Below are 14,651 nucleotides of genomic sequence, written 5' to 3' on the forward strand. Positions count from 1 at the left end.
CGTCGCGCAGCGCGACGGGCCGGCTCTGCAGGCCGGACGTTTACGGGCTCTGGTTCGGAACGATTCCGGACGGAATCGCGAGCGTTACCGCTGGACCAGGGACAGCACGCGTTCGACCACCGCCTCGATGCCGGTGCCGGTGGTGTCGATGCAGACGGCGTCGTCGGCCGGCCGCAACGGCGCCACCGCGCGTGAAGCATCGCGGGCGTCACGGGCAAGAATCTCCCGCAGCAGATCGCCCAAGTTAACGGAAACTCCCTTTTCCTTCAACTGTTTATAGCGCCGTTCGGCCCGTTCCTCGGCGCTGGCCGTCAGGAAGACCTTGGTCGCCGCGTCGGGAAAGATGACCGTGCCCATGTCGCGGCCGTCGGCCACCAAGCCCGGCTGCTGGCGGAAGACGCGCTGGCGCTCCTTGAGCGCGGTGCGGACCTCCGGAATCGCGGCGATCGCCGAAGCGGCGGCGCCGGCGGTCTCCGTCCGGATCTCGTCCGTGGCGTCGCGGCCGTTCACGAGGATGCGCAGCTCCTGTTCGGGCACCTCGACGAACTCGATGTGGCTGTCAAAGCAGCAGCGGACCAGCGCACCGGGGTCGCTGAGGTCGAGGTCGTTCCAGCCTGCCGAGACGCCCACGGCGCGGTACAGCGCGCCGGAGTCGAGGTAATGCCAGCCCAGGCTCTGGGCGACGAGGCGGCTGATGGTGCCCTTGCCGGAACCGGAAGGGCCGTCGATGGTGAGCACGGGAGCGGTGGGATCCATGTCGCCATTCTCGCCGTTTAGCGCGAAAATGCCCATGACCGATGTGGTGCCGGGCCCGATCGGCGACAAGTTCAAGGGCTCAGCCTGCGCTGCCGACGAGCTGGCGTCGAGGCGTCGACGCGGCCTGATCACGCCATCGCAACATCCCATTGTTTTCAAAATGTTAGCTCGCTATAATGCGCGGCTTCGTTTGCCCGTCTTCTTTTTCTTTTTGCCGAGGTTTCTCTCATGAAGGTCCTGTCCTCCCTGAAGTCGGCGAAGGCCCGTCACCGTGACTGCAAGGTCGTCCGCCGCCGCGGCAAGGTCTTCGTGATCTGCAAGTCGAACCCGCGTTTCAAGGCTCGTCAGCGCTAATCGCGCGGCACCTTGCCGGTTCGCCGAGAAGCCGCCGCAAGGCGGCTTTTCGCGTTCTGGGACGTGCGTTCCGGAGTGCCGCCTTCACCCGTCGCGTCAACGGCGCTTCGGACAATGCGGCCGCTGCATACAATCGCCGCTTCATCCCGTTCCGGGCGCCGCCCGAGGAAGACACCATGGTTCGCACCGTTCTGGCCGTCACCGCCCTCGCTCTGCTGTTCGCCGGCAGCGTCCATGCCGAAACCCTTCTCATCGATCGCGTGAAGCAGGAAAGCGGCGCCCTGCCCGCGCGCGGCATGCGCGTCGCGGATGTCGAGAAGCATTACGGCGCCCCGAGCCAGCGCCTCGACCCCGCCGGCGGCCAGAAGCGCCAGTGGCCGACGATCCAGCGCTGGGTGTATCCCGGGTTCACCGTCTACTTCGAGCACGGCCGCGTGGTCGACGCCGTCGCCAACAAGGCCGCACCGAACGAAATCGGCCCGAAGCCAGCGATCCGCTGACAGGATTTTCGATGACCGAAACCGATCTCCGGCTCCCGGCCGAATGGGAGCCGCAGTCCGCCGTCCTCATCGCGTGGCCGCACGCCGAAACGGATTGGGCCGACCGCCTCGCCGACGTCGAGACGACTTACGTCGCGCTCGTCACGGCGATCGTTCGCTTCGAACGCGCGATCGTCTGCGTCGCGGACGACGCGCTGCAATCGCATGCCCGCGCGCTGCTCCAAGGCGCGGGCGTGGATCTTTCGCGCGTGCGCTTCGTGCGCAACGAATACGACGACACCTGGCTGCGCGATTCGGGCCCGATCACGCTGCGCGGTCGCGACGGGTTCCGGCTGCTCGATTTCCGTTTCACCGGGTGGGGCGGCAAGTTCGAAGCCAGCCGCGATGATGCGCTGGTCGAATCGCTCGAACGCGGCGGCCTGTTCGCGCGCGCCGAGCGCACGTCGATTCCATTCGCACTGGAAGGGGGCGCGATCGACACCGACGGCGACGGCACGTTGCTGACAACGTGGCAGTGCCTCAACCATCGTCACCCGGATGCATCGCGCGAGGAGCTGTCGACAAAGCTGGCGGATTGGCTCGCGCAGGATCGCGTGCTGTGGCTCGACCACGGCTACCTCGAAGGTGACGACACCGACGCGCACATCGACACGCTTGCGCGTTTTGCGTCGGTCGATTCGATCGTGTTCCAGGGTTGCGACGACCCGTCGGATTCGCATTACCGGCACTTGCGCGCGATGGCAGACGAACTCACCGCGCTGCGCACGAAGGACGGTCGTCCGTATCGACTGTTCGAACTCCCGTGGGCGAAGCCGATCGTCGACGACGGGCGCCGCCTCGCGGCGAGCTACGCGAATTTCCTGATCGTCAACGGCGCGGTACTCGCACCGTCTTACGGCGACGGCGACGACGCCGATGCGCGCGCGCAGGCCGTGTTGCGCGAAGCGTTCCCGGGCCGCGAGATCGTGATGGTCCCGTGCCGTCCGCTGATCTGGCAGAACGGCAGCCTGCACTGCATCACCATGCAGCTGCCGGAAGGAGTGGTCTGATGTTGAAGACGAAGGTCCTGCCCGTCGCGCTCGTGCAGGAGAAAAATCAGGGCGACGCGCAAGCGAATCTCGACGCGATCGAGCGGCGCATCGGCGAAGCCGCCGGCAACGGCGCGAAGCTCGTGCTGCTGCAGGAACTGCACAACGGCGCGTACTTCTGCCAGCACCAGTGCGTCGACGAGTTCGAGACGGCGGAGCCGATTCCCGGCCCGACGACCGAACGGCTGTCCACGCTCGCGAAGAAGCACGGCGTCGTCATCGTGGGTTCGCTGTTTGAGCGTCGCGGCCCCGGGCTGTATCACAACACCGCTGTCGTACTCGACGCCGACGGCTCGCTCGCGGGCAAGTACCGCAAGATGCATATCCCGGACGATCCGGGCTTCAACGAGAAGTTCTACTTCACGCCCGGTGACATCGGCTTCCATCCGATCGATACGTCGGTCGGCCGTCTTGGCGTGATGGTTTGTTGGGATCAGTGGTACCCGGAAGGCGCGCGACTGATGGCGCTCGCTGGTGCGGAAATGCTGCTGTATCCGACGGCGATCGGCTGGGATCCGAACGACGAGCAGGACGAGAAGGATCGCCAGCGCGGCGCGTGGATCCTGTCGCATCGGGGGCACGCAGTAGCGAATGGATTGCCGGTGCTGTCGTGCAATCGCGTCGGCCACGAGCCGTCGCCGATCGGTCGTAGCGGCATCGACTTCTGGGGATCGAGCCATGTGCTCGGGCCACAGGGCGAGTTCCTCGCAGAAGGATCGATCGACACGCCGGAAGTGCTGATGGCGGAAGTCGACCTGCGTCGCAGCGAGGACGTGCGCCGCATCTGGCCGTTCCTGCGCGACCGCCGCATCGACGCCTACGGCGACCTGCTCAAGCGCTATCGCGACTGACATGGCGCCCGTGATCCGTCGCGTCCGCGAGACGGATCTCGAAGCGATCCATCGCATCTACGCGCACGAAGTCGAGCACGGCACGGCGACGTACGAATACGTCATGCCGCCGATGGACGAGTTCGCGGCACGTGTTCGCGCGATCGTCGACGCCGGCTATCCGTATCGCGTCGCGGAGATCGATGGCCGCATCGTCGGTTATGCATACGCGAGCGCGTATCGCGGTCGCGAGGGCTACCGTTGGACGGTCGAAGACAGCGTCTATATCGACGACTCGGCGCGTGGCGCGGGTATCGGCCGCGCCCTGCTCACGACGTTGATCGACGACTGCACGGCGCTCGGCTATCGACAGATGATCGCGGTGATCGGCGACGGCGCGAATACGGCGTCGATCGCATTGCATGAGCGGCTCGGCTTTCACGTAGCCGGACGATTCGCCGGCATCGGCCGAAAGCACGGGCGCTGGCTGGAAAGCGTGCAGATGCTGCGTGCGCTCGGTGCTGGCGATCGCAGCGACCCCGAGTCGCCGCCGTTGCCCGACCGTCGCTGACTCCCTACCCTGCTCGCACGGCGCCATCGGGCGCCGACGTTTTAGAGGCCCCATGGATCCCACCGACGCCCTGCCCGACGCGCTCGCCACGCAACCCCACGCCATCGTCGAACGCGACGGCGTGCGCTACACGTTGCTTGGCACCGCACACGTCTCGCGCGCGAGCGTCGACGCGGTGCGCGACGCGATCGCGACCGGCGACTACGACCATGTCGCCGTGGAACTCGACAGCGGACGCATGCAAGCGCTGGTCGAACCCGACGCGATGGCGAAGCTCGACCTCGTCGAAGTGATCCGCACCGGTCGCACGGCGATGTTCGCCGCAAACCTCGCACTCGCCGCCTACCAGCGCCGACTTGCCGAGCAGCTCGGCATCGAACCCGGCGCGGAGCTGAAGCAGGCGGTGATCGACGCACGCGATCGTGGCGTGCCGGTATCGCTGATCGATCGGGATGTCGGCCTGACGTTTCGTCGTGCGGCGGCAAGTCTCGGCTGGTGGCAGCGAATCAAGCTCGGCAGCGGCCTGGCGATGTCGCTGGTCGCCAGCGATGAAGTGCCCGAGGACGAGATCGAGAAGCTGAAAGAAGGCGACATGCTCGAATCGAGCTTCGCCGAGTTCGCCAGCCACAGCCCGCAGCTGTACGAAACCGTCATCGCCGAGCGCGACCGCTACATGGCCGCAGGTCTGCGCGCCACGGTGGACGCAGACGTTCGCCCGACCAACGTGCTCGCGGTCGTCGGTGCCGGGCATCTTGCGGGGCTGTCGAAGGAACTCGCGTCGCAGACGGCCGATCCGTCCGACGTTCGCGCGTCGCTCGAGACCACCACCAAGAAGCGCAAGATTCCGTGGTTCACGCTGCTCATCATCGCGCTGCTCATCGGCGGCGTCGCATGGGGCTTCCATAGCGGCGGCATGGCCAAGGCGTCCGGCGTACTCGTGCAGTGGTTCGTCGCGACGACAGTGCTCGCCGGGCTCGGCGCGCTGCTCGCGGGCGGACATCCGCTCAGCATTCTTGCGGGCGCGCTGGTCGCGCCGTTCAAGCCGTTCCGTCCGGCGATTCCTGCGGGCGCGGTGAGCGCACTGGTCGAGGCACGGCTGCGCAAGCCGACGTACGCCGACTTCATCTCGCTGCGCGAAGACGTGCGCACGCTGGGCGGCTGGTACCGCAACCGCGTGGCACGCACGTTGCTGGTCTTCATCCTGACCAACTTCGGCACGATGACCGGCGAATGGATTGCGATCGCGCGGATCGTCGGCCATCTCAGCCACTGATAGGGCGTCGACCTGCTGGAACGAAGAAGGGGCCTCGCGGCCCCTTTTTCGTGATCAGTCCACCAGCATCGCGGCGACCGTCGCACCTGCCACTGGCAAGGCCGGCTTGCCGCGTGCTTCGCGCCAACGGCGCGCCGTCGCATTGCGCAGGTCGTCGAGGATCGCGTAGATCGTCGGCAGGAACAGCAGGCTGACGATCGTCGAGAACGCGAGGCCACCGGCGATGGCTCGCGCCATCGGGTAATACGGTGGGCCGTCGCCGGCCATCTGCGTGTGTCCGACCGCGATCGGCACCATTGCGAGGATCGCCGTGCCCATCGTCATCAGGATGGGACGCAGGCGTTCGCGGCTGCCTTCCACCAATGCATCCGCTCGCGACAAACCGCGACGACGCAGGTTGTTGATGTGCTCGATCATCACGATGCCGTTGTTCACTACCACACCCATCAGCACCAGGATGCCGATGAAAGCCATGATGTTGAATTCGGTACCGGTCAGCCAGAACAGCCAGAACACGCCGAACACGGAGAACAGCACACCGGACATGATGGCCGACGGGAACAGAAGCGACTCGAACACCGCCGCCATGATGACGTAGATCATGATCAGCGCCAGCCCCGTTTTCGCCAGCATCTCGCTCATGGCCTCGTCGTCGTCCTCGAACGCGCTGCCGTCGAAGCTGTAGGTGTAGCCCGGCGGGAACTGCACGCTCTTGAGCGTGTCCTCCATCGCCTTCTTCGCCTTGTCGGGCTCGACCTTGTCCGCAAGACTCGCCTGGATGGTGATCGTGGTCTGGCGATTGGTGCGCTGGATCTGGCTTGCGGAGGGACGCACGCTCACATCGACCATGGCGAGCAGCGGCACCGCACGACCATCCGGCGAGCGAACGGTGAAGCCCGCGATGTCGTTGACGCCGAATGTCTCCGCACCCGCGAATCGCACCCACACCGGCACTTCGGTATCGCCGCGACGGAACTCGCGCAGCGGCGCACCGCGGAGCGCAAGACCGACGAACTGCGAGACCTGCTGCGCGGTGAAACCGAACGATGCGGCGCGCTCACGATCGACGCGAACGGCAAGCTCGCTGTTCTTGTCGCCGGTATCGACGTGCACGTCGCGCAGCTCCGGGCGCTTGGCGAGGATCGGCACGATGTCCGCGCCGAGATCCTCCAGCGTCTGCGTCGAATCGCCGACCAGCTGCACCTGTACCTTTTGGCCCGGCCCGCCGCCGTTGTTGCCACCGTTGTTACCGATGTTGAGCTCGGCACGCGCGGACTTCGGCAACTCCTTGCGCAGCTTCTCGATGAACTGCTTGAGGTTCGGCACCTGCTTGGTGTCGACCGTCAGGCGCGTCATCGCACCGCCCTGCTCGCTGTAATACGAGTAGATCTGGGTGACGCCGTAATCCTTGCGATGCCCGTCAACGAAGTGCTCGATGCGCGTCAGCTCGTCGGACATCTGCTCCTTGGTGTACGCGCCCTTCCACTGGTAGTTGATGTTGACTTCCTTGCCTTCATCGCCGCCGAACATGTTCTTCTTGGTCAGCATCATCGGAACGATGCTGATCACGACGATGAGCAGGATGCCGGTCACGCTGGCGCCGCGATGATCGAGCGTCCAACGCAGCACCTTCGCGTAGCGACGCTGCAGGCGCGGGATGATGCCGCTCTCGCTGCGAACGGCCGGCGGCGTCTTCATGCGCGCCGACAGCATCGGGATCAGGCTGACCGCAACCAGCCACGACGCCAGCAGCGACACCGAGATCGTGATCGCGATCTGCGAGAGGTAGATGCTGAGGAAGTTGCGCTCACCGAACAGGTTCGGCAGGAACACGATGCAGTGGCAGAGCGTGCCGGCCGACAGCGCGATCGCTACATGCTTGGTGCCGACGATCGACGCGCGCACCGGGCTGCCCGGCATCTTTTCGCGTTCCTGGTAGATGCTTTCCACGACGACGACCGCGTTATCGACCAGCATGCCGATCGCGAGCAGCAAGCCCATCATCGACAGGATGTTGAGCGTGACGCCGGCGAAATACATGAAGCCCAGTGTCATCACGAAGCAGATCGGGATCGCCAGCGTCACCATCGCGGTCGACGCCCAGTGCCGCAGGAAGAAGAACAGCACGGCGATCGAGAGCAGCAGACCGATCGCGCCCGCTTCGGCGAGTTCCGTCAGCGAATTGGTGACGTTCTCGCCCTGGTTGTTGATGATCTTGACCTGCACATCGCGCAGGATCGGATCCTTGCGGATCTCCTCGACTTCCTTCAGCGCGCGGCTCGACACATCGACGAGGTTCGCGCTGCGCTCCTTGAAGATGTCGAGACCGACCGCGGGACGCCCATCCAGGCGACGCCCGTAATCCATGCGCGCCGGCTTCAGTCGAACTTCCGCGATGTCGCCCAGGCGCGTGCCGTTTCGATCGATCACCAGCTGGCGCAGCTGATCGAGATCCTGCAGCTCACCGACCGGCTGCACGCGAACACGACGACCTTCGTCGTTGATCTCGCCGCCGGAGACCGAGAAGTTCGCCGTCTGCAGTCGCGTGGTCAGGTCGTTGAGCACGACGCCGCGCGCCGTCAGCGCATCGGGATCGATGGCGATCTCGACTTCGTTCGGTGCCGCGCCCGAGACATCGACACGTGCCACGCCCGGAATACGCTCGAGTCGACGCTTGAACTCGCGTTCGATAAGGTCGTACGCGCCGGTGAGGTCCCGCGAGCCCGCGAGGCGTATCTGCAGCACCGCCTGGTCGGACGTCGAGAACTTGTTGACGCTGTAGCGCTTGAGGTCGTCCGGCAGCTGATCGCGGATGGCGTCGATGCGTTCGCGCGCTTCGGATGCCGCGATCGAAACATCGCGGCTCCAGTCCGAGAAGAACACGGCCACGCTCGCGCCTTCCGAGCGTGCGTTCGACTCCATGCGCTTCACGCCGGTGAGCGTCGACACCGCTTCTTCGGTCGGGCGCAGCACCGTGCGTTCGACCTCTTCCGGCGTCGAACCCGCGTACGGCATCTCGATGAAGATGCCGGGGAACGTGACCTCGGGAAACGCTTCCAGCGGCAGGCGCACCGCCGCGATCAGGCCGATCACGAACAGCGAAACGAAGAACATGATCGCCGTGACCGGCCGGCGGATGCTCAGTTCGGCGACGCTGCTCATGCCGGCTGCACCTCGGCGTCGTCGATGCCTGCATCGCGCTCGGCGACGCGGCGTGCACGGCGTACGTAGTGCTCGTCAGCGCGACGATCCAGGAGGTCATAGACCACTGGAATCACCACCAACGTCAGCAGCGTCGACACCAGCAAGCCGCCCATTACCGTGATCGCCATCGGCGAGCGCACTTCCGCGCCTTCACCGAATGCGAGCGCCAGCGGCAGGAAGCCGAACAGCGTGCAGAGCGTGGTCATCGCGATCGGGCGCAGTCGTGAACGCGCGCCTTCGATCAGCGCCTCGCGCTTGGGCACGCCGGTTTCGCGCAACTGGTTGACCTTGTCGATCAGGATGATCGCGTTCTTCACCACCAGGCCGACCAGCAGGATCAGGCCGATGAACACGACTACCGACACCGGCGAACGCGTCAGTAGCAATGCGCCGACAGCGCCCACCATCGCGAGCGGGATGGTGAAAAGGATCACGAACGGGTGCAGCAGCGATTCGAACTGCGACGCCATCACGAGGTAGACGAGGAAGATCGCGAGGCCGAACGCGAACAGCAGCGAACGCACCGACTCACCGAGTTCCTCGCCCTGCCCGCCGATGTGCATCGAGATGTCGGTGCCCAGCGGGTTCGCCGCGACCAGATCGTCGACTTCCTTGATCGCCGCACCGAGATCGATGCCGCGCAGGTTCGACGACACGATCGCGACGCGCACCTGGTCCGCACGATGGATCTCGCTCGGGCCGGTGGTCGACACCACGTCCGCGACCGATTCCAGCGTCACCGGCGCGCGGCCGTTGCCGGGGTTCACGATCAGGCGACGGATGCTGTCCACCGACGCACGATCGTTCTCGCTCGCGCGCACCAGGACGTCGATCTTGCGATCGCGGAAGCTGTAGCGGGTCGCAACGTCACCGCGCACCTTCTTGACCACCGCATCGGCGATTTGTCGCGTGGTCAGGCCTAGCGCGGCGGCCCGTTCCTGGTCAAAGCGGATCTGCACTTCGGGGAAGCCCTGCTCCACCGTCGACTTCACGTCGGCGTAGTGTGGGTTCGCGCGCAGCAGCTTGGTGAGCCGATCGCCCGCGCCACGCAAGCTGTCCAAGTCGTTGCCGCGCAGTTCGATTTCCAGCGGCGCGGAGAAGCTGAAGAGCTGTGGACGACGGAAGTCGACCTGCGCCTGCGCAGTACCGGCGATCGACGCACGCAGCTTCTCGGTCTCAGCGCTCTCGACTTCGCGACTGCCGCCATCGGCCATCACGACCGTGATCTTGCCGATGTTCTCGCCGCTCTCGGTCGGGTTCGCGTCCAGGCGCGTACCGCTGCCGCTCACGCCGAACAGCGAACGGATGCCCGAGTCCTTCTCGTGCTCCTGCTGCAGGCGGCGCACGATGGCGTCGGTCTCGCGCAACGGCGTGCCGGGCGGCATTTTGACCGTCATCTCGAAGCGGTCCTGCGCGAGCTGCGGGATGAGGTCCGCACCCAGCATCGGCACCGCGGCGAGCGTCAGCCCGAATGCGACGGCCGCGAAGCCGAGTACGAGCACCGGGCGTTCCAACGCCGCCGGCAGCATGCGGATGTAGCGACGCTCAGCGCGTTCGTACACCGACATCGCCGCATCGCTCGCCGTGTACATCACCGGGCCGACGACACCACGGCCGACGAGTCGCGCGGTGCGGATGCCTGCGAACGACGTCCCGAAGAACAGCGGACCCGCGAGCGACCGGATGATCAGGCCGAGCATCCAGAATGGCAGCGCGACAAGACGCACCGGGAGCAACAGCACCCACAGCGGGATCGCCGCGGCGCTGCGCATCTTCGAGCCCAAAGGCCAGCGATAGAGATTCGGACGACTGCGGATCACGCGATACGTACCGAGGATCAGGGTCACCGGAAGCGCGATCGCGGTCAGCAGCGCGCCGACGAAACGGTTCGACGTACGACGCCACGGCGTCGTGAGCGTTTCGCGGAACAGCACGACGTCGGCCGTGTGCTCCGGCGGCGGCTCGACGTCGTCGAGTTCGCTCGCACGCGCCTTCAGCGCGCTGAGCATCGGGATCAGCGTCATCGAGACGACCAGCGAGATCGCGATCGCGACGGCCACCGTCAACGCCTGGTCGCGGAACAGCTGGCCCGCGATGCCCTGCACGAACACGAGCGGCAGGAACACGGAGATCGTCGTCAGCGTCGACGCGACCACCGCCATGCTCACTTCGCGCGTGCCTTCGATCGCCGACTGCAACACGCTGAGCCCGCGTTCGCGCGCCTTCGCGATGCTTTCGAGCACGACGATCGAGTCGTCGACGACGAGGCCCGTCGCAAGCGCAAGACCGCCCAGCGACATCACGTTGAGGCTGAGCCCGAAGCGGCCCATGAAGAAGAACGTGGTGATGATCGACACTGGCAACGACAGCGCCACCACGAAGGTGCTCCAGCCGTCGCGCAGGAACAGGAAGATGATCAGCACGGCGAGCACGCCACCGATCACCGCATCTTCCTTGACGCTCGAAATCGCGCTGCGGATGAACTGCGACTGGTCGTCGATCGTCGTCAGCTCGACGTCCGACGGCATGTGTTCGCGGATTTCCTTCAGCTTCTTTTCGATGGCGTCCGCCGTCGAAACAGTGTTCGCGTCGCCTTCCTTGTAGACCGCGAGTTCCACGGCTTCGCGTCCGCCGAGGCGGATCACCGATTCGCGTTCCTTGTAGCCCTGGCGAACGGTCGCGATGTCCTTCAGCCGCACGGGCATGCCGCCTGCTGCAACGGAGGACGACGACGATGCGTTCTGCACCGAAGCCGCGGCCGCCATCGCGTTCGCATCGCCGGTCGCAGCCGCGACGCGCGCCATCTGCTCGGCCGCGGACTGCGCTGCGCCACCGCCAGCGGAGGCCGTGGTGACCAGCATGTCGCGGATCTCGTCGACCGTCTGGAACTGGTTGACCGTGCGCACGAGGTAACGCTGCGTGCCTTCTTCAAGACGCCCGCCGGAGACGTTGACGTTTTCCTGGCCGAGGCGCTGGATCACGGTGTCGATCGACAACCCGAGCTGCGCAAGCTTCTGCTGATCGATGTCGACCTGGATCTCGTCCTCGAGACCGCCGCCGACCTTTACTGCGGCCACGCCGTCGACAGGTTCGAGCTTCTTCTTGAGATCTTCGTCGGCGTAACGGCGCAGCTCGGTGAGCCTGCGCACGGAATCGCCTTCAGCCGGATTCTTCGCCGTCAGCGCGAGGCGCATCACCGGCTCGGTCGACGGATTGAAGCGCAGCAGCACGGGCGGCTTCGCTTCCAGTGGAAGCTGCAGCGTCTCGATCTTGTCGCGCACCTCCAGGCTGGCCTGGTCCATGTCCGTGCCCCACGCGAACTCGAGCACGATGTCGCTCTGCCCGGTGCGCGACACGCTGCGCAGCTTGCGCAGGTTCTTGACCACGCCGAGCGCTTCCTCGACCGGCTCGGAGATCAGCGTCTCGACTTCCGCCGGCGCCGCACCTTCGTATTCGGTGCGGACGGTGAGCGTCGGATAGCTGAGGTCGGGCAGCAGGTTGACCTTGAGGTCATGCAGCGCGATCAGGCCGAACAGCACGAACGTGATCATCGCCATGAAGACGGTGACGCGACGACGTACCGCGAACTCGACGATGCCGCCCTTCGACGGGGCGTCGTTCGGCGGCGAATGCACAGGCTCGGACATGGGCGGTCTCCTCAGCGTGCGGCGAGCGATGCGCCGCCGGCGGCGGGCGTCGACGCGGGCAACACCTGCACCTCGCTGCCTTCGCGCAGCGCGGTCTTGCCGGCGACCACCACCTGCTCACCGCTCTTCAGGCCCGAACGGATTTCCATCCAGCCGCCTTCGGTGTAGCCGAGCTTCACCGGCACGCGCACGGCTTTCTTGCCGCGCACGACGTAGACGGCCGGGTCGGCATCATCTTCGAGCAGCGCGACGCGCGGCACGACGAGCGCGTCCTTGCGCTGGTCGTAATCGATCCGGATGCGGGCGAACATGCCCGGCTGCAGCGAACCGCCGCCTTCGAAGGCGCAGATCACACGGAACGTGCCGCTGCCGGAATCGACGACAGGCGCAACGCGATCGACCTTGCCTGTGAACGGGCGACCCGGCAGCGCGTCCACCTGCAACTGCACCGGCAACCCAGCCTTCAGCGTCGCCATTTCGCGCTCCGGCACATTGAGCACGGCCTCAAGGCGCGAGGTGTCGACGATGCGGAAGATCGGCGTGTTGATCTGCACGAAATTGCCGGCCTTAATCGAGCGCTGCGCGATCACGCCGGAAATCGGCGCGACGACGTTCGCGTACGAGAGCTCGAGGTTCGCAAGGCGATTCGCAGCGCGCGCGTTCTCGACGTCGTAACGCAGCTGGTCGATCTCGTTCGCGCTGATCAGCTTCTGCGCCGACAGCTGCTGCGAACGCGCGTAGTTCGCTTCGAGCTTGCGCATCTGCGAGCCCGTCTGCGCGGCCTGCAATGCAGCGCGCGAGGCGTCGAGGCGCACGAGCGTCTGCCCGGCACGCACCGCCTGCCCTTCCTCGGCGAACACGGACAGCGCGACGCCCGACGTCTTGGCGACGACCTGCGCCTCGCTGCGCGGCTCCAGCGGCGCGGTGCCGGTGTAGCTGGCGGCAATCGGGCGCGTGGTCACCAGCGCGACTTCGACCGGAATCGCGTCCGGCCCCTTCTTCTTGCCGTCCGGGCCGTCGCCTTCCGTCTTGGCGCCCCCTTTGCAGGCCGCCAGCACGAGGCACGGCAGAAGGACGAGGGCGAGGCGAGCCGTACGGGCGCTCGGTGCGGAAAGGGTGCGCATCGGGTGGAGTCCTTCGAGGCGATGACGATGAATACGGGGCGGTACGCCGGTGTTGTACATAGGTATATCACCAGTGTTCACGCCGCCCATGCGCCGAAGGTCACGGGTGCTGACGACCTGCTTCCAGAACGGAGCCTCGACGGATGCAATAGCACCATGCAGGGGCCCGATCGACGCCGACCGTCGTCGAAATCGGGGCTGCAGGCTATACTCGGCCGCTTGTGCGCACGCCTTGGCGTCGCATTTCCCACCGCCCGTACGAGAACCGCGGACCCCACCATGCGACCGCTGACGATCGCCGCACTTGCCCTCACCACGCTGCTCGCCGCCGGCGCGCATGCCCAGCAACCCGCCCCGGCCGCGACGCCGGCCGCTCCCACCGCCGCCCCGGCTGCCGCGCCCGTGAAGGGCGACGCCGCCCGCGGCCGCGAGCTGGTCTACACCTGCAAGGGCTGCCACGGCGTCACCGGCTACAAGAACGCGTACCCGAACTACCACGTGCCGCGCATCGCCGGTCAGAACCAGCAGTACCTGATCAACGCGCTGACGGGCTACCGCCAGGGCACGCGCAAGCACCCGACCATGCAGGCGCAGGCGCAGAGCTTCTCCGAGCAGGACATCGCCGACATCGCCGCCTACATCTCGAGCCTGAAGTGAGCCCGACCATGACGATCAACCGACTGCTGCCGGGCAGCCTCGCCCTCGCCATCGCCCTGCTCCTCACCGCCTGCGGTCCGCAGAAGACCGAGGAAGGCAAGGCCGCTGAAACTGAAGCGCCGATTTCCGAGCATTCCTCGGCGGGCCTTCCGGACGGCGATATCGCCGCTGGGGACAAGTTCGCGAACACCAAGCAGGCCGGCACCGGCCAGGCGTGCATCGAGTGCCACGGCAAGGACGGCGCCGCGCCGATCGACGCGAGCTACCCATACCTCGCCGGCCAGTACGCCGACTACATCGCCAACGCGCTGGAGATGTACCGCGACGGCCGTCGCCAGAACACGCTGATGGCCGCGCAGGCGAAAGAGCTGAAGGATCAGGACATCGCCAACCTCGCCGCGTACTTCGCGTCGCGCGATCGCAAGGTCTACGACCTGCACGAGCACGAAGGCAAGTAAGCCGCAACGATCGACCAAGCCGACGGCCCGCTGATGCGGGCCGTTTGCGTTCTGGGCGTCGGTAGTTGGATGGACGTCGAGACAGGTGCAAGTCGCGCCGATGACACGTGTTCCATCGCGTTGGAAGTCGCGTGCCTTCGTCGACGTTACGCCGTTGCGAGACGAACGATCGCTGCCGTCGCGAGTGCG

13 protein-coding genes are annotated in these 14,651 nt (G+C 66.1%); 9 read left to right on the forward strand and 4 right to left on the reverse strand.

All coding sequences use genetic code 11. From position 1 onward, the window contains the following. Positions 1-84: 84 nt before the first annotated feature. The gene (gene cmk, locus ACVWWW_RS09945) at positions 85-756 is read right to left on the reverse strand and encodes a (d)CMP kinase (protein WP_027082168.1); all 672 of its coding nucleotides are present in this window, start codon (positions 754-756) and stop codon (positions 85-87) included. Between cmk and ACVWWW_RS09950 the strand changes: the two genes are divergently transcribed. The 7 genes from ACVWWW_RS09950 to ACVWWW_RS09980 all read left to right on the forward strand — a co-directional run bounded on the left by ACVWWW_RS09950 (position 755) and on the right by ACVWWW_RS09980 (position 5,372). Further along, the gene (locus ACVWWW_RS09950) at positions 755-988 is read left to right on the forward strand and encodes a hypothetical protein (protein ID WP_155914159.1); all 234 of its coding nucleotides are present in this window, start codon (positions 755-757) and stop codon (positions 986-988) included. The two genes, cmk and ACVWWW_RS09950, sit on opposite strands and share 2 nt — an antisense overlap. Then, positions 985-1,110: a type B 50S ribosomal protein L36 gene (gene ykgO, locus ACVWWW_RS09955; protein WP_010342887.1), complete on the forward strand. Its 126-nt coding sequence runs from the start codon at positions 985-987 to the stop codon at positions 1,108-1,110. The genes ACVWWW_RS09950 and ykgO overlap by 4 nt, the downstream gene beginning before the upstream one ends. A 176-nt stretch (positions 1,111-1,286) precedes the next feature. Beyond that, positions 1,287-1,610 (forward strand): hypothetical protein, encoded by a 324-nt coding sequence (locus ACVWWW_RS09960; RefSeq protein WP_027082167.1) that lies wholly within the window; start codon positions 1,287-1,289, stop codon positions 1,608-1,610. A gap of 11 nt (positions 1,611-1,621) precedes the next feature. Further along, entirely contained in the window at positions 1,622-2,659 is a 1,038-nt protein-coding gene (locus tag ACVWWW_RS09965) for an agmatine deiminase family protein (protein WP_027082166.1), read from the forward strand. After that, positions 2,659-3,549, forward strand: coding sequence for a carbon-nitrogen hydrolase (locus ACVWWW_RS09970; RefSeq protein WP_027082165.1), 891 nt, complete (start codon positions 2,659-2,661; stop codon positions 3,547-3,549). Before ACVWWW_RS09965 ends, ACVWWW_RS09970 begins: the two co-directional genes overlap by 1 nt. Before the next feature lies 1 nt (position 3,550). Then, entirely contained in the window at positions 3,551-4,099 is a 549-nt protein-coding gene (locus tag ACVWWW_RS09975; protein WP_027082164.1) for a GNAT family N-acetyltransferase, read from the forward strand. 52 nt (positions 4,100-4,151) lie between these two features. Next, positions 4,152-5,372 carry a TraB/GumN family protein gene (locus ACVWWW_RS09980; RefSeq protein ID WP_027082163.1) on the forward strand — a complete coding sequence of 407 codons (1,221 nt, stop codon included), beginning with the start codon at positions 4,152-4,154 and terminating at the stop codon, positions 5,370-5,372. Between the two features lie 54 nt (positions 5,373-5,426). On the opposite strand, the gene ACVWWW_RS09985 is transcribed toward ACVWWW_RS09980, so the two are convergent. From ACVWWW_RS09985 to ACVWWW_RS09995, 3 genes are read right to left on the reverse strand one after another with little or no spacing between them, the layout of a single operon-like run. Further along, entirely contained in the window at positions 5,427-8,534 is a 3,108-nt protein-coding gene (locus ACVWWW_RS09985) for an efflux RND transporter permease subunit (RefSeq protein ID WP_027082162.1), read from the reverse strand. Continuing rightward, positions 8,531-12,223 (reverse strand): efflux RND transporter permease subunit, encoded by a 3,693-nt coding sequence (locus ACVWWW_RS09990; RefSeq protein ID WP_036141395.1) that lies wholly within the window; start codon positions 12,221-12,223, stop codon positions 8,531-8,533. Before ACVWWW_RS09990 ends, ACVWWW_RS09985 begins: the two co-directional genes overlap by 4 nt. An 11-nt stretch (positions 12,224-12,234) precedes the next feature. Continuing rightward, the gene (locus ACVWWW_RS09995; protein ID WP_051234853.1) at positions 12,235-13,347 is read right to left on the reverse strand and encodes an efflux RND transporter periplasmic adaptor subunit; all 1,113 of its coding nucleotides are present in this window, start codon (positions 13,345-13,347) and stop codon (positions 12,235-12,237) included. A gap of 279 nt (positions 13,348-13,626) precedes the next feature. Between ACVWWW_RS09995 and ACVWWW_RS10000 the strand changes: the two genes are divergently transcribed. Further along, complete coding sequence (locus tag ACVWWW_RS10000; RefSeq protein ID WP_027082161.1) at positions 13,627-14,004, forward strand: c-type cytochrome; 378 nt, start codon at positions 13,627-13,629, stop codon at positions 14,002-14,004. Positions 14,005-14,012: 8 nt separating this feature from the next. Then, a complete protein-coding gene (locus tag ACVWWW_RS10005; RefSeq protein WP_051234817.1) occupies positions 14,013-14,462 on the forward strand; it encodes a c-type cytochrome in 450 nt (149 codons plus the stop codon). Positions 14,463-14,651: the final 189 nt, after the last annotated feature.

It is taken from the genome of Lysobacter sp. HA18 (assembly GCF_054057595.1).